The organism is Cyanothece sp. BG0011, assembly GCF_003013815.1.
Taxonomy (GTDB): Bacteria; Cyanobacteriota; Cyanobacteriia; order Cyanobacteriales; family Microcystaceae; genus Crocosphaera.
This window is the reverse complement of the sequence record NZ_PRLH01000101.1, coordinates 1-14489: the sequence shown is the minus strand read 5'-3', so window position 1 is coordinate 14489 and position 14489 is coordinate 1. Positions and strand designations below refer to the sequence as shown.

The 14489-nt window shown below is 37.5% G+C and carries 15 protein-coding genes; 6 read left to right on the top strand and 9 right to left on the bottom strand.

What is annotated here, in order from left to right:
- The first annotated feature begins 113 nt into the window (after positions 1-113).
- Positions 114-2624 (top strand): ATP-binding protein, encoded by a 2511-nt coding sequence (locus tag C4E06_RS13455; protein WP_107668538.1) that lies wholly within the window; start codon positions 114-116, stop codon positions 2622-2624.
- A gap of 231 nt (positions 2625-2855) precedes the next feature.
- Here the strand turns inward: C4E06_RS13455 and C4E06_RS13450 are convergent, their stop codons facing one another.
- A complete protein-coding gene (locus tag C4E06_RS13450) occupies positions 2856-3923 on the bottom strand; it encodes a TrkA family potassium uptake protein (RefSeq protein ID WP_107668537.1) in 1068 nt (355 codons plus the stop codon).
- A 414-nt stretch (positions 3924-4337) separates the two neighbouring features.
- Between C4E06_RS13450 and C4E06_RS13445 the strand changes: the two genes are divergently transcribed.
- Positions 4338-4775, top strand: a complete 438-nt coding sequence (locus tag C4E06_RS13445) for a hypothetical protein (protein WP_107668536.1) — start codon at positions 4338-4340, stop codon at positions 4773-4775.
- A 70-nt stretch (positions 4776-4845) separates the two neighbouring features.
- Here C4E06_RS13445 and C4E06_RS13440 read toward each other — a convergent pair whose 3' ends face one another.
- Together C4E06_RS13440 and dnaG are read right to left on the bottom strand one after the other, a co-directional pair.
- Positions 4846-5007, bottom strand: a complete 162-nt coding sequence (locus tag C4E06_RS13440; protein WP_107668535.1) for a DNA primase — start codon at positions 5005-5007, stop codon at positions 4846-4848.
- A 90-nt stretch (positions 5008-5097) separates the two neighbouring features.
- A complete protein-coding gene (gene dnaG, locus C4E06_RS13435) occupies positions 5098-7032 on the bottom strand; it encodes a DNA primase (protein ID WP_107668534.1) in 1935 nt (644 codons plus the stop codon).
- Between the two features lie 359 nt (positions 7033-7391).
- On the opposite strand from dnaG, the gene C4E06_RS13430 reads away from it, so the two are divergent.
- The 3 genes from C4E06_RS13430 (at position 7392) to C4E06_RS13420 (ending at position 9900) form a co-directional block, all read left to right on the top strand.
- On the top strand, positions 7392-7589 hold the full coding sequence (locus C4E06_RS13430) for a hypothetical protein (RefSeq protein WP_107668533.1): 198 nt from the start codon (positions 7392-7394) through the stop codon (positions 7587-7589).
- Between the two features lie 36 nt (positions 7590-7625).
- A complete protein-coding gene (locus tag C4E06_RS13425; protein ID WP_198648660.1) occupies positions 7626-8780 on the top strand; it encodes a tRNA (guanine-N1)-methyltransferase in 1155 nt (384 codons plus the stop codon).
- 208 nt (positions 8781-8988) lie between these two features.
- A complete protein-coding gene (locus C4E06_RS13420) occupies positions 8989-9900 on the top strand; it encodes a PhzF family phenazine biosynthesis protein (RefSeq protein ID WP_107668531.1) in 912 nt (303 codons plus the stop codon).
- A 57-nt stretch (positions 9901-9957) separates the two neighbouring features.
- On the opposite strand, the gene C4E06_RS13415 is transcribed toward C4E06_RS13420, so the two are convergent.
- Positions 9958-10518 carry a pentapeptide repeat-containing protein gene (locus tag C4E06_RS13415; protein ID WP_198648658.1) on the bottom strand — a complete coding sequence of 187 codons (561 nt, stop codon included), beginning with the start codon at positions 10516-10518 and terminating at the stop codon, positions 9958-9960.
- 86 nt (positions 10519-10604) lie between these two features.
- Positions 10605-11987 carry an HD domain-containing phosphohydrolase gene (locus tag C4E06_RS13410; RefSeq protein ID WP_107668529.1) on the bottom strand — a complete coding sequence of 461 codons (1383 nt, stop codon included), beginning with the start codon at positions 11985-11987 and terminating at the stop codon, positions 10605-10607.
- A 202-nt stretch (positions 11988-12189) separates the two neighbouring features.
- Here C4E06_RS13410 and C4E06_RS13405 point away from each other — a divergent pair, with 202 nt between their 5' ends.
- Positions 12190-12906 (top strand): GAF domain-containing protein, encoded by a 717-nt coding sequence (locus C4E06_RS13405; protein WP_107668528.1) that lies wholly within the window; start codon positions 12190-12192, stop codon positions 12904-12906.
- Between the two features lies 1 nt (position 12907).
- Here C4E06_RS13405 and C4E06_RS13400 read toward each other — a convergent pair whose 3' ends face one another.
- From C4E06_RS13400 to C4E06_RS13385, 4 genes are all read right to left on the bottom strand, one after another.
- Positions 12908-13252, bottom strand: a complete 345-nt coding sequence (locus C4E06_RS13400) for a DUF86 domain-containing protein (protein WP_107668527.1) — start codon at positions 13250-13252, stop codon at positions 12908-12910.
- Positions 13242-13532, bottom strand: coding sequence for a nucleotidyltransferase family protein (locus C4E06_RS13395; protein WP_107668526.1), 291 nt, complete (start codon positions 13530-13532; stop codon positions 13242-13244). Before C4E06_RS13395 ends, C4E06_RS13400 begins: the two co-directional genes overlap by 11 nt.
- 148 nt (positions 13533-13680) lie before the next feature.
- Positions 13681-13986: a transcriptional regulator gene (locus C4E06_RS13390; RefSeq protein ID WP_107668525.1), complete on the bottom strand. Its 306-nt coding sequence runs from the start codon at positions 13984-13986 to the stop codon at positions 13681-13683.
- Position 13987: 1 nt separating this feature from the next.
- Positions 13988-14329, bottom strand: a complete 342-nt coding sequence (locus C4E06_RS13385) for a type II toxin-antitoxin system RelE/ParE family toxin (RefSeq protein WP_107668524.1) — start codon at positions 14327-14329, stop codon at positions 13988-13990.
- Positions 14330-14489 lie beyond the last annotated feature (160 nt).

The window sequence follows — 14489 nt, the reverse complement described above, 5'->3', positions numbered from 1 at the left end:
TTAAGCTTGAATGTTGAGCAGTTTATGCCACCCCTCTTTCAAAAAACGACATTTAAAACTCAATTTAGCCATACATCGATATTCTTTGCTAAACCACCTCCGTGATAGCTTCAATGCTTACCCTCAAACAATTTCTTTATTCAGTCCCTGTCTGTACCCCTCCCATTACCTACGAACAACTACAAAACCTGTTTCAATCCAACCAACAGAGTCATGATAGGGTAGTTGTCGTTAATGCACAGGGAATTCCGTTGGGCATACTTTTTAGCCGTGATATTCTCTTAGCCCTGTTGAATAAGCCGGTGGCGGCTTCAGTGCAAAGTAAGGGTAAAAACAGGTCAAGGTGGAGGCCTTCTCTTGAGCCGGGTGTACCCTGGGATTGGGAAAGTTGTATCAGTCCGTTAACCCTAATTCCCTCTCATCTTGGGGTCTCTGATTTTGCTCATATCCTCAACACGAACCCCTACTTAGACAAACAACCCAGTTACGGATTGGTCAATCAGGGAGGAGAATTTTTAGGATTACTCAATAGTTGGCAACTACTGCAAGCCGTTTTAGCAGAAAACGCCAGTCCTCAACAAGAGTTAGCCTCAGCCAAAAACCTCATTAAAGAACTCTTAGAAGAACTCCCCTTACCAGTGATGTTACAAACTCACCAGGGAGAAATCATTCAACAAAATCGAACCTGGCGCGAACAAATTGGCGAATTAATTCCACCGGATAACGCCACCGCTTGTCCTTTGCCCCACGAAACAATGGACTGGCCAGCTCTCCAAAACAGAAATGTAAACATTAATCCAGATATCAAGCAAAAGATAACCTCAGTAGTCGAGACAGCTTACGATCAATGGTTAAACCCACAAGGAGATAATTGGGACTTTCCTCTATCGTCCCTGGGTCATAACCCCTCAGAGACCCTCGTTGACCATAACTTAGACGTGGGACCTTCACCTATACCTGATCAAAACAAAGTGTGGCAATTTCTTAAATGCCCTTTAACAACCGATAAACTGCCCATTCCCATTTCTATTTTTGTCGCTACAGATGTCACCCAACAACAGCAATTATGCCAAGAATTGGCCGCTAAAAATGCCGATTTAGTGCAACTCAATCGACTCAAAGATGAATTTTTAGCCTGTATTAGCCACGAACTCAAATCACCCCTAACCGCAGTGGTTGGATTATCGAGCCTTCTCCAAGAAAAAAAGATCGGTGATCTCAACCCTCGTCAAATTCATTATGCCCAATTAATTTATCGCAGTGGCCGTCAACTGATGACCTTGGTGAATGATCTCTTAGACTTAACAAGGTTAGAAACAGGACAATTAAAATTATCCTTTAATCCTGTGGATATTAGAGAAATTTGTGAGCGTGCTTATCATTCCATCAAAGAAAAATATCAAAGTAAATCTGACCAACCCCTTGATTTTAGTTTAGAGATTGAACCTGGGTTACAACAGTTATTGGCCGATGAATTACGACTGCATCAAATGTTAGTGCATTTGTTGGACAATGCCATGAAATTTACCCAAACCGAAGGAAAATGTGGGTTAAAAGTCAATCGTTGGGAAGATTGGCTGGCCTTTACTATCTGGGATACAGGCATTGGTATTCCAGAAGAGTCTCAACATTTAATTTTTCAAAAGTTTCAGCAATTAGAAAATCCCCTCACCCGGCAATTTGAAGGAACCGGGTTAGGGTTAGTGTTAACTCAACGATTAGCCAGAGCCCATGGGGGAGACATTTCTTTTGTGTCCAAAGCAGGCCAAGGAAGTCAATTTACCTTACTATTACCCCCGTCTCCTGACCAAGAACAGCGATCGCTCCCTGCTCACTCTTCTAATCCTGTCATCCTCATCGTTGATGCCATTCCCCAATCCATTGACGCGCTGATGGACAAGTTAACCCAACTGGGCTATCGTGTGGTCATTGCTCGAACCGGCACCGAAGCCGTCGAAAAAGCCCGACAACTTAGACCTTACGCTATTTTCTTAAATCCCTTACTCCCTCTATTATCAGGATGGGACGTTTTAACCTTACTGAAATCGGATCTGCAAACCCGAAATATTCAGGTTTTTGTGACACAAACCCAAGGGAATCAATTATTAGGAGAACACCGCCACGCTGATGGGTTTATCAAGGTTCCCACTGATTTAGGGACCCTCGAACAATGTTTAAAACCCCTAGAAGCCAAAGTTAACCCAGAAACTCGTTCTTTAACCATTCTCAGTTTAATTCCCAATGTATCTGAACAAAGCAAAGAGAATATACCGTTAACGTCGAGGATAGAACGGACGTTAATTGCTCAATTATCTCAGTCCAATCATCGTATTTTAGAAGCGGATGATTTTGATCAAGGGTCTTTATTAGTCAGTGTTTGGGACGTTGATGTGATTGTGTTAGACGGACAGTTTTTAGAGGAGCCTCAAGATTATTTGCGATCGCTGGCTCAAACGTCTGAACTCTCAACATTGCCTTTAGTCATTTTAGATGTGAAGACCGCCCAAGCTGCTAATACCATCGAAGGGTTATCGGTCTTTCCTTGTTTGATTTCTGATCAGACTCAAGAAATTTCTCAATTATGGCAAGTTATTTCCATTGCTGCTGATCACCATAAACAGTGAGCAGTGAGCAGTGAACAGTGAGCAGTGAACAGTGAACAGTGAACAGTGAGCAGTGAACAGTGAACAGTGAACAGTGAGCAGTGAGCAGTGAGCAGTGAACAGTGAGCAGTGAACAGTGAGCAGTGAGCAGTTAACAGTGATCGATAAATTTAATGATACTTCGACATAGCTCAGCACAAGTAACTGATAACTGGATAACTGGTAACTGGTAACTGATAACTGATGAATGTTTTAATGTCTTGGTGGCCGCAGTGCCGGAGAAGGGGTAATCGGTCCTAAAATTTGATTGAGTTGTCGCAGTTGTTCAGGGGTTCCCATACAAATTAATAAGTCCCCGGCCATGAGTTCTGTTTCTCCCGTGGGTCCCCCCAATAAGGTGCCATCGGAGCGACGAATAGCCAACACCAAGGCCCCAGACTGTAATCTGAGTCTCGCTTCGCTGAGGGTTTGCCCCACACAAGGACAAAACTTAGGGTCCAGGAGAAACTCCTCCATATAAAAGGTGCGATCGCTGCCGGTTAAGATCCCATCCACAAAGTCCATGACTTGGGGTCTCAACGCAGCCGCAGCCAGTCGTTTACCCCCTGTAATATAGGGAGACACCACCGCATCGGCCCCGGCCCGTTGTAGCTTTAAAACCGCTTCTTCGGTACTGGCCCGGGCGATCGCCCGAATTTTGGGGTTTAGGGTTTTAGCAGACAGGACCGTGTAGAGGTTTTCAGCATCAGAGGTTAAGGCAGACACTAAACACACGGCTTTATCGATTTTGGCGTTGATCAAACATTCATCTAGGGTTGCATCCCCTTGGATAACAACATACCCTAATTGTTTCGCTTCTTCGACTTGTTCCGGTCGCGAGTCAATGATCACAAAAGGAACGTCTTCGGCCTGAAATTCTAGGGCGACTTGTCGGGCCGTACGACCATAACCGCAAACAATACAATGATGTTCTAAGGTGTCTATCAAGCGTCTCTCCTGTCGTTGTCGAATGCCTTCTTGAAAGTAACCTTGAATCAAGGCTTCGGTTAAACGATTTACAATATAACCGATGGTAATGACTCCCATCAAAATTAACACAATGGTAAACAGTCGGGAGCTATCATCGAGGGGACGGACTTCTGAAAACCCTACAGTGGAGAGGGTGATCATGGTCATATAGGCGGCTTCAGTGAGTGTCCATTTTTCGATGAGATAAAACCAAAGGGTTCCTAAACAAAAAACCCCACCCAATGCGATCGCCCCACCGAGTAATTCTTGTCGTAAACGTCGATATTTTTCTTCAAAGGAATAAACGGCCATAGGTTGGTGGGTCTTAATTAAAATACTTATTAGTGAGCAAGTATCAGTTATTATTTTAAGTTTAGGGTTTATTATTAATTATTGACGGTTAAGCCTATTTAAAAACGTCATGGACGTTACCCATTCTCAATGATTAGAATCATTTATTTCTTGTATCGATAAAACCTATCTTTAACTAACAAAATAATTATCATCTGCTTCTATTGTCAAGTTTTTTCTAGATGACTAGGCTAAAAGAGTATAGGGGTTTATTATAAACTAAGCTCGGATGGGTTTTTTGCCTATTCGTGGTATATATTGAAGATCACTCTTTTGAGGCAAGTTTCTAACCTGTTCTCAATGGTAACCTTGAATTGTCTTCGGTATGCTTGATCCCCTAAGCTTATAATAATAATATCCAGGAGATAAATAATTATGACTGCCCAAAAAACAGAAGCTAACGGCACTCAAACCTCAGAAACTCAAAAAACCACAACCACCAACAAGACAACCACCCGCAGTAGTCGTTCTACTGCCACCGAAGAAAAGCAAACCAGTGCCTTATCTGTCAAAGATCAGGCCAGTAAAAGCGCACAAGGTATTCAGTTAATTACTGAACCGGGACTGCTTCCGGGAAACCGTCCCGTAGAAGCAAGTCATCTTAAGGTCGTTGGTACATATAAATCAGTGGGAGGATCTCGTCCTGTGGTTGCCAGTGGGATGGAAATCTCAAGCACCTTAACCATATCAGGACATCGACCCATTATGGTGAGTCACTTACACGTGAGTGAAACTTACACCGTCATGGGGAATCGTCCTGTTGCCCCTAATGATATCGATGATCCCGCTTTATTAATGGGATATCTTGATTAATTAGAGTTCTCATGTCATCTTATCTATTAATCTAACGAACATCCCCAGGTAGAATCAAGATACTTGGGGATTATTTTTGTATTTTTTCACAATTTTGCCAAACATGGCGATCGCAATAAGTCTCTTGACAATCAAATTCACAAAATGATAAGTTGCTCGGAACTTCTTGAACAAGATAATGATGAAACCATTGTTTAATCGGGGTTAATAACTTTAGGGCGATTAATTTCATGTTTCGTCTTATTCTTTACATTATTCTCACCATAAAATAAAATTTCGGTCTATGACTTCCTTCTAGAGAATCATGCTTTTGGGTGATTTCTTAACCATGAATATCTAATTGAGAGAAGCTTCTTAGTGGTTGCAGTTGTAATATTTTTTGGCGACTGGAAATATATTCATTTAAATAGTATTGATAATTAACGGGATCTTCTTGAGGATTAATTTGTTTATATTTTTGTTCACAATAACGACAATATTTTTCTAAGTTGACTTTTTCTAATGAGATTAAAGCAGCATCAATGATTAAATTGAGTCTACTACTATCTTCATATTGTTCAATTTCTCGAAAATTCAAAAGGTCATTTATTTTATTAATCACTTGGGATGATTCTATTATTTTCATTTCGAGTTGAGAAATAAATTGCTCATTATTATCATTATTTGTATCTAAGTTATTTTGTTCTATTTCTAGTATATTGTGCCAAATTATGCGATAGTCTGATAAGCTAAAACAAAGATTATTTTCTTCTAATTTATCAAATATTTCTTGACGACATTCAGGATAATGAATATAGATTTTCAATAAAATTGTTTCTGCTTCTTTCAATAAATTATTTTCTGTACTGGTTTCAGGTTTAATAAAAGTTTTTGCTGGTTTTTTCTGAGCCAATTTTGTCAGAGGTTTGTTTAACTGAGTTTGTAAATTTTTGATATAAAGGGGTAAAATTCTAGCGTCACCTTGGGCTAAAAGTTCCGCACAATAGCTAATATAATAACTCCGTTGATTACTATCTGATAATTTATTTAACAGTTTAACCATTCCTTGGGCGACTTGTTCAAAATGATCCGCTTGTTTGAGGTTTTTATTGATTAATAATTGTTGAATTTCCCAATTTAACCATAAGGGGGCTTTCTCAATTAATTCTTGATATTTTTCAAATCCGTTTTCATGAGACTTGATAAACTCATCGGCATCTTTTCCATCGGGAATATTGAGAATTTTAAGATCAACTTGTCCCGAATAAATGAGTGATTCTATTTCAGTGATTGCTCTCTGGGTTGCTTTAATTCCTGCGTTATCTGCATCAAAATTGAAGATAACTTGTTTTGAATCTGTATATCTTAATAACTGTTTCAGTTGACTTTCACTAAATGCTGTTCCCAGAGAAGCGACTGTATTAGTAATCCCTGCTTCATGGAGGGCAATAACATCAAAATAACCTTCTACTACAATCACTTTATCTAAAGAACGAATACTATTTTTAGCTTGATCTAATGCAAACAAAGTCTTACCTTTATTAAATAAGGGAGTGTCAGGAGAATTAAGATATTTGGGTTCTTCATCGGTCAAACTTCTGCCCCCAAACGCAATAACCCGGCCTTGAATATCTTTAATAGGAATCATCAAGCGATCGCGGAATGTATCATAATAACCATTGCCTTTTTTTCTGGGTTTAATGAGTCCTGCTTGTTCGACTAATGCAATAGGATAACGTTTTTGTTCTACTAAATAACGATATAAGGTTTCCCATCCCCCCGGCGCATAACCTAAGTTAAATTGTTGGATAGTTTGGTGTTTAAATTGTCTTTTTTGGGTTAAATAATTAAGGGCATTTTCTCCTAAAGGTTCCTGTAATGCGTGTTCATAAAAATTGCTCGTTAAAGCTACAATTTCATATAGTTGATCTCGTAATGAGAGTTCTTTTTGTATTTCTTGGCGTTTTTCAGGTTCTAATGTTTTGATAGGAACTTGATAACGTTTTGCTAATTCTAAAATAACTTGAGTAAAAGATTGTTGTCCAATTTCCATTAAAAATTTAATGCCGTTTCCCCCTTCTCCACAACCAAAACAATAATAAAGTTGTTTACTTTGGTTTACAGTAAAACTAGGGGTTTTTTCTTGGTGAAAAGGACATAAACCGACATAGTTTTGTCCTCTTTTTTTGAGAACAACATAGTCAGAAACCACCTCATAAATATCGATTTTTTCTTTAACTTCTTCAAGGGTATCGGGATGTAGACGGGGAAAGTTCATATAATTCGATAATAATTATTTTACCTACAACAGCATTTAATACAGTTTCTTCAGACTTTATACGAAAGTAACATAAATATTATCCTTATGATAGCAAAAAAAATGATCTGACTCTAAAGAATGCTATTTTCTCCGTTAAAATATTTATATAGCAATCAGGAATGATATATGAGAACCAATTAGGACATAATAATATTATGTCCCTACAAGAGCCATTTGTAGGGGTTTAACAGTGTTAAACCCTTTCTCACAACTGAAAGCTGATTGCTATATTATAAGAGGAGTTATTAAATATGAATTGTTCTAAAATTAGATACAATGAATTAGAAAAGATAATTTTGAACTGAAACTTTATAAGATTGTCCACAGAAGGTAATCAAAAAGTCTTTGAACATCCTAATGGTGCTTTAATTATTTTACCTCAATATTTAGACAATCAGCTAGTCAGCAAAACTCACTTAGTTGTCATATCTCGTATGCTTGATGAATTTAATATTATCAATAAATTAGATTTTAAAACTTATTTAGAAAAAGCTTTAAGTTCTGGTTTAATATAATTAATGATGTTGAATATTATCTAATGAGATTGTTTGATGAATGATGAATTTTTAATCTGTGAAGAAAAAGCCTATTTTACTGTGGGTAATACCTTCTATCGTCCCCAAAGTAAAATAACCAGAGATTTAGGAACATTAGCCGCAAAAGTTTATAAACAAAACCAAGGAAACTTAAGGGTTTTAGATGTCATGACGGGGTGTGGTGTTCGTTCCATTCGTTATTATTTAGAAAGTGAGGCGGACTCTATTTGGGCAAATGATAGTAACCCTGAAAATAAAGCAACACTTGACTATAATTTAGGGTTTATCTTACAAGATAATAAAGGTAAAATAACTTATAAAAATGCTAATAATATTTTTTTTGAATGTTATAATAATAAAGATTACTATGACTTAGTCGATGTAGATGCTTTTGGTTCTCCTAATCCTTATTTAAGTACGGCTTTATGGGCAACAAAAATAGGGGGTTTAATCTATTTAACTTGTACCGATGGACGCACAGGAACCGGTCATTTACCCGAAAACTGTTTACAAAATTATGGATCGTATGGTCGATCTCATCCAGCAGCCCAAGAACAAGTATTACGATTAATTATCGGTAGTACCTTACAACAAGCATCAACAATGGGGTTAGGAATAGAGCCAATTTTTTCTTATTTTAGCGGTTCAACTTATCGAATTATGTTACGTCTATTACCTAAAGTTAATCTCAATTTAGATAACTATGGTTTTCTGGGATATTGTCATCACTGCGGAGAATATCAAACTATTTCTTATAAACAGTTAGGCAAAGTAAACTGTTATCATCAACAAGAAAATAAAAATTTTAGTTATACCATTTCGGGAGCGATGTGGTTAGGTAATCTACATAATAAAGAGTATTTAAAAACCATGAAAAGATTAGCAATTAATTTAAAATGGTCAACAGTAACTGATTTATTATCAATTATGATCGATGAGTCAGACTTTCCCCCTTATTTTTATACCTTAGGAGAAATAGGAAGACGTGGAAAATTAGATATTCCCAAGCGATCGCAACTTATCAAAGCTTTACAAAATCAGGGTTTTTCTGCTACTAATACTCATATTAATCCTCAAGCTATTAAAACCAATGCTAACTTAAAACAATGTATTGAAATTGCAGAAAAATTAATGAATAATAGTAGTAAGGTGGGCAAAATTAATAATTAGTTTTGACCATTTAAAAGATTACCTCAACTTTGCCCACCCTACAGACTTAAAACAGTATATTGAAATTGCGGAAAAATTAATGATGATTGTTGACTCTGGGAAAAATCACCCAACCGATAGACTAAAATGGTGGGTTACGACGGATTATAATGTTCTTGTTATCCTCTAAATTATAGCCGTCTAACCCACCCTACAGACTTTAATTATTATGACTTATTCATTTTATACCGTTGATGTTTTTACTAATACTATGTTTGGCGGTAATCAACTGGCAGTCTTTCCTAATGGAGAAGGATTATCGACAGAAATTATGCAAAAAATAGCAGCAGAATTTAACTTTTCAGAAACGGTTTTTATCTTACCTTCTACTGTTAAAAATACCACTAAAAAGTTGCGTATTTTTACCCCCTCTCAAGAATTACCTTTTGCCGGACATCCAACATTAGGGGCCGCTTATATTTTAGGTATTAGTGATAACACTATGGATAAAAATGATGAGTGTAAGATTATTTTTGAGGAAGGAGTCGGCTTAGTTCCTACTACCATTAAATTTAAAAATAAGCAACCCATTTATACAGAATTAACCTCACCTCAATTACCAGAATTTTCTGATGACATCCCATCAATAGAAGAATTAGCATCAATTTTAAGCTTAAAAACAGAAGATTTTAGACAGGATAATTATTCTCCCCAAGCGGTTTCTTGTGGACTGCCTTTTTTATTTGTTCCTCTGCATAATAGAGACGCATTAAAACGAATAAAATTAAATAGCGATCGCTGGCAACAACTATTAGAAAAAAATTGGGCTTCTTCTTTATATGTTTTCTGTTTCGATCCCGAACATGAAGGATCAAATATTAGGGCGAGAATGTTCGCCCCAGGGTTAGGGGTGACAGAAGATCCGGCTACAGGTTCAGCGGCCACTGCTTTTGGGGGATATTTAGGCATTCGTGAAACCGAAAAGAATGGACAATTTCACTGGCGAATTGAACAGGGGTTTGAAATGGGAAGACCCAGTTTTCTAGAGGTAACAATCGAAAAAATAGAGGAGAAAATCAACAAGATTTGTGTTGGTGGCTCTTCTGTTTTAGTAACGCAAGGAAAGATAAAAATTACTTAATTTTAGAACATTAGAAGAGTTCCACTTTCCTAATTCTAAATTCTAAATTCTAAATTCTTAATTTTCCAAAGAAGTCCCTTCCACACAAGTATTAGTTAATAATGTACCTTCCATAATTACTTGTTCTATTTGGGCGCATAATAGGTTAGCAGCGGTTAAATTAGTTCCTCTTAAAATGGCCCCATTAAGAATTGCCTCTTCGAGATCAGCTTGAGATAAATCCGCCCCTGACAGGTTAGTATGACTTAAATCCGCTTGTATTAAAATCGTCCCTGTTAAGGTTGCCCCTCGCAGATCACAACCCCGAAGATCAACCCCGGTTAAATCTAAATGACTTAACACAGAACCGGCTAAAAAAGCCCCTGCTAAACTCAAATTTTGGCCTTGAATATCCGCTAAAATAGCCCCTCTTAAATCAGCACTCCGACAGTCTGCATCCGTTAAATTAGCCCCGGTTAAATCTGCCCCTCGTAAGTTGGTTCGTAGGGTTGCCCCCGATAAATTTGCGCCGGTTAAATCAGCCCCCGATAAGTCCATTGCCGATAAATCGAGTCCGGCTAAGTCTTTAATTTTTCCGCTACGAATCTCCGTTAAATTGATAGTTGTATTCACAATCATCTCCTCTAAATTTATATTATTTTGTAATTAAGCGGGTTGAATAATAGGGTTTAATAGGGTTTAATATTATTAAACCCCTACGGGTTTTATCGGGTGGCTTCTTCTAACCAAATAGCCGGCAGTTGACTGGGGCGATCGGGTAAGGCCATTAAGCCCATTTCCACTAATCGAATAATGTTAGCGAGAGTATCAACTAACGTTGGATCAAACCAAGTTTCTTTGTAAGATTCGCATTTTTCTAAGGCTTCCCCTAAACTCAAAGCAGGGCGATCGCCTCTGGGTTGGGTTAACTCCTGGAAGTAGGCAACTAACCCTAATATCCTTGCTTCGATGCCGTTTTCTTCCCCTTTTAAGCCGTCGGGTTTACCGCTTCCGTCCCAATGTTCCAATTGGTGTCCTACAATGTCTTTAATGGCTTTTAATTCGGGCATAGTGGCTAATAACTGAGATCCCAACATTGCCCGATCTCTCCAAAAAGCGTAACTCGAATCATTCAATGTTTCGGGGGTATGGGTAAACACTTCTTTAGGGGCTTCTGCTAGTCCAATGCGATACAATGCCCCTGCTAACCTTAACCGTCTCAGTTTCAATGTAGGTAAGTCCAATAACTGTCCGATGGTTTCTGAGAGGGCTGATACTTGCAAGGAAGCGAGGGGGTTATCTGTGTCTTTTTCATCCACTCGTTGGGCCATACGGAGGAATGCCTGTAACTTACTAGCGGCCAAGTTTCGGTTTAATTTTCGGGCCTGCCCTTCTAAGTCTACCAGTTCTCTGGTTTGACGGTTAATGGTCACTAACTGTTGCTGAGAGGTTTGCAGGTAAGTGACGATACGAGAAACCACTCCGGTGAGATCGATGTTGACATCTCTGGGGGTTTCAACAATGTTAGCTTGCATTTGGCTGAGTTGATCAGCTAATTCTGGGTTATAGGACCGCATTCCTTCGATTAAAATCTTAGCTGATTCTTGAACCGGAAGGGGATCAAAGGTCCAAAGTCCGTAAAATTTGCGTTCGGTGTCCGTTTGGGGTTGGGTATCGGCCCGGTAGTCTTCGGGGGACAGTTCCCGACAGAGTACCATGGCTGCGTATCCTGGGGCTAAAATGATTAAATTCCACTCTTCTATGAGGGGATCTTCTTGATTCAGATGGACTAAAGAAACATTGTCTAATTTTCCTGTTTTATGGCTGTCAAACCCACTTTCGGCTACCGCTGCGATCGCAATATGGCGAGAACGTTGGGCAATATCATAATAGCGATCGGCTTCTTGTAAATACCATTTTCCCTGTTGAAACGTGACCAACACTAAAGGATGTTGTTGGGGATCATCGGGGGTACTGTTTAGTATATGGTCTTCTAAGGCGTGACAAAGGGCAACCAGGGTATTTTTGAAGTAAACCCCGTAACTGGGGGGTAATTGACCGTCTGGTAACGCGCTTTTGAGTTGTTTTAGGGTTGACTCAGGTAACATTCAGAACTGCTAAAATTGGGACTTTATTATTAGTTTATTTTAAACTACGGATAACTATAGCTTATTGAATGGCTCAATTGATGACTATGGGTTATCCTCTTAAATATTGTTAAGCATTAATGACTGTAGCAGATTTTCTCAATGAGATGTTTCTAAAATATTTATAGACAGCATTAAGAAAATAAGTCCTCTTTACCAGGCTATGAAAATCAAAACCCCTGCTCAAGAATCGGAGCGATTAGAAGCACTTAAACAATATAACATTTTAGATACACCGTCTGAACAAGCTTATGACGATATTACCCGTCTAGCTGCCTTTATTTGTGATGTTCCCATTGCTTTAATCACGTTTGTTGATGAAAAACGTCAATGGTTTAAGGCCAAAGTTGGCTTAAATGTGGCTCAAACGCCTCGTGATGTTTCTTTCTGTTCTCAATGTATTTTGAGCCAAGAGATGATGGTTGTCAAGGATACTTTTTTAGATGAACGTTTTAAGGATAACCCATTAGTAATCGTTGACCCTTATATTCGTTTTTATGCAGGGGTTCCTTTATTAACTCCCAATGACCAACCTTTAGGAACTCTTTGTGTTATTGATCGTCAACCGAGGGAGTTATCGGAGTCCCAAACCAATGCTTTAAATGCTCTCGCGCGTCAAGTTATGATGCAGTTAGAGTTAAGACGGGTATCTTCTCAATTAGCCACCGCTTTAGATAAGATTAAAGTGATGGAGGGTTTAATACCTATTTGTTCTTATTGTAAGGGTATTCGTAACGATCAGGGTTATTGGTCAACGGTTGAAACGTTTATCGAACAACATTCCGATGTTGAGTTTACTCATGGTATTTGTAATGAGTGTATGAAGGTTCATTTTCCTGATGTTGCAGAGGTTTTATTAAAGGAAAATGATGATAGTTAAATTATTCAAATTCCTGATTAATGATGGTTTCAACTTCAGACTTTAGGGGGATAATTTTTGTTTTTATAATGTCCCAAATGGTTTCATTTTCTAAACTAAAATAAGCATGGGCTAAAATATCCCTTAAACCAGCAATTTTACGCCATTCAACCCTTGGATATTTAGTTCTCATTTCTCTGGGGACTTGTTTAACTGCTTCTCCAATAATTTGTAAGTTCCTTAAAGTCGCATCAACTCTTAATTCATCCTCTATAAAAGTCTTATAGTCCAGTCCTTGACTATATCGTAAAATCTTATCACAACTAACTAATATATCATCAAAATAAAGCCTTAAATCACGAGACATAAATGGCCTCCTTTTCCACTGACTTAAGCAGTTGAGGTTTGAGCATTTTGCGACTAACTAAATCAACGGATAACCCTAAACTATCTTCTAAGAAAAACTTTAATTCCATATAGTTATCAAAAGTAACAACTCCTTCAAACTCCACCAACAAATCAAGATCACTACTACTTTTTGCCTCATCTCTAGCAAAAGAACCAAATAAAGCTAATGACGTTACTCCATAACTTTTAATTACGGTTAAATTTTGTTTTAAAAACTTAATTAAATCTTCTTTATTCATTTTGCTTAATACTTCAAAAGTGATTTGTCATTGCGAGGGGTAATATAAACAGTAAGCTTCAACTTTTACTAAAAATACCCCGAAGCAATCTCTCTAGGTATTTCTGAGAGTTGGTATTATTCAAAAAGTATTCCTGTTTCATAATAATTTAGTCCAGAATTGGTTTAAAGTCTATACTTATCCCTACTAACTGTAAGATAAATAGTAAATTTTCTATAGTTAACTGTTCTTTTTGACCTAAAATTTGATCAATTTCTTCTTGTGATTTTTCAGTGGTTTCAGGTAAGCTTTTAAACATCTTTTTTGCCTGCATAATATTATTTAAAGCGAGGATAAAAGCTTCTTTATTGCCATCTTTGAAGGTTTCATCTAATGCTACTTTTAAATATTGAGAAGCATAGTGAGGATTAGACAATCTTTTTAAAAGATCATCTTGATAGTTTTTCACTGGCATTTTATTCTGTACCTCCTTGTTCTTTTTGATAAGCATTCCAGAATTTTTTTGCTTTTTTAATGTCTTTATTTTGGTTCTTTTTCGATCCTCCCGTTAAAAGAAGTATAATCTTTTTTCCTATTATACCGTAGTAAATTCGATATCCTGAACCAAAAAATAATCTTAACTCATAAACTCCTTCTCCTACGCTTTTAGCGTCTCCAAAGTTTCCTAAACTAACCCTATCAAGACGAACATCAATTCTAACTTGTGTTTGTATATCAAGTTGTTCAAACCAGTTATCAAAAGGACATAGATTGGTTTCAGTAACATATTTTTTTATTTCCCATTTTTCTTGACTCATATTTATTGATTACTCTCCATTTCTTCAATAATCTTCATAGTTTCTACACTAACGGTACAAACCCTTGTTAATAAGTCAATGACTTGTTCTTTATAGTCTGCGAAACGATAATTATTGAATTTTTCGGCGATGGTTTTATCTCTGGGTTTCTTTTCTTTAT

Coding starts and splice junctions, on each gene's coding strand:
- C4E06_RS13455 (WP_107668538.1), top strand. CDS start 114: ATGCTTACCCTCAAACAATTTCTTTATTCAGTCCCTGTCTGTACCCCT.
- C4E06_RS13450 (WP_107668537.1), bottom strand. CDS start 3,923: ATGGCCGTTTATTCCTTTGAAGAAAAATATCGACGTTTACGACAAGAA.
- C4E06_RS13445 (WP_107668536.1), top strand. CDS start 4,338: ATGACTGCCCAAAAAACAGAAGCTAACGGCACTCAAACCTCAGAAACT.
- C4E06_RS13440 (WP_107668535.1), bottom strand. CDS start 5,007: ATGAAATTAATCGCCCTAAAGTTATTAACCCCGATTAAACAATGGTTT.
- dnaG (WP_107668534.1), bottom strand. CDS start 7,032: ATGAACTTTCCCCGTCTACATCCCGATACCCTTGAAGAAGTTAAAGAA.
- C4E06_RS13425 (WP_198648660.1), top strand. CDS start 7,626: ATGAATGATGAATTTTTAATCTGTGAAGAAAAAGCCTATTTTACTGTG.
- C4E06_RS13420 (WP_107668531.1), top strand. CDS start 8,989: ATGACTTATTCATTTTATACCGTTGATGTTTTTACTAATACTATGTTT.
- C4E06_RS13415 (WP_198648658.1), bottom strand. CDS start 10,518: ATGATTGTGAATACAACTATCAATTTAACGGAGATTCGTAGCGGAAAA.
- C4E06_RS13410 (WP_107668529.1), bottom strand. CDS start 11,987: ATGTTACCTGAGTCAACCCTAAAACAACTCAAAAGCGCGTTACCAGAC.
- C4E06_RS13405 (WP_107668528.1), top strand. CDS start 12,190: ATGAAAATCAAAACCCCTGCTCAAGAATCGGAGCGATTAGAAGCACTT.
- C4E06_RS13400 (WP_107668527.1), bottom strand. CDS start 13,252: ATGTCTCGTGATTTAAGGCTTTATTTTGATGATATATTAGTTAGTTGT.
- C4E06_RS13395 (WP_107668526.1), bottom strand. CDS start 13,532: ATGAATAAAGAAGATTTAATTAAGTTTTTAAAACAAAATTTAACCGTA.
- C4E06_RS13390 (WP_107668525.1), bottom strand. CDS start 13,986: ATGCCAGTGAAAAACTATCAAGATGATCTTTTAAAAAGATTGTCTAAT.
- C4E06_RS13385 (WP_107668524.1), bottom strand. CDS start 14,329: ATGAGTCAAGAAAAATGGGAAATAAAAAAATATGTTACTGAAACCAAT.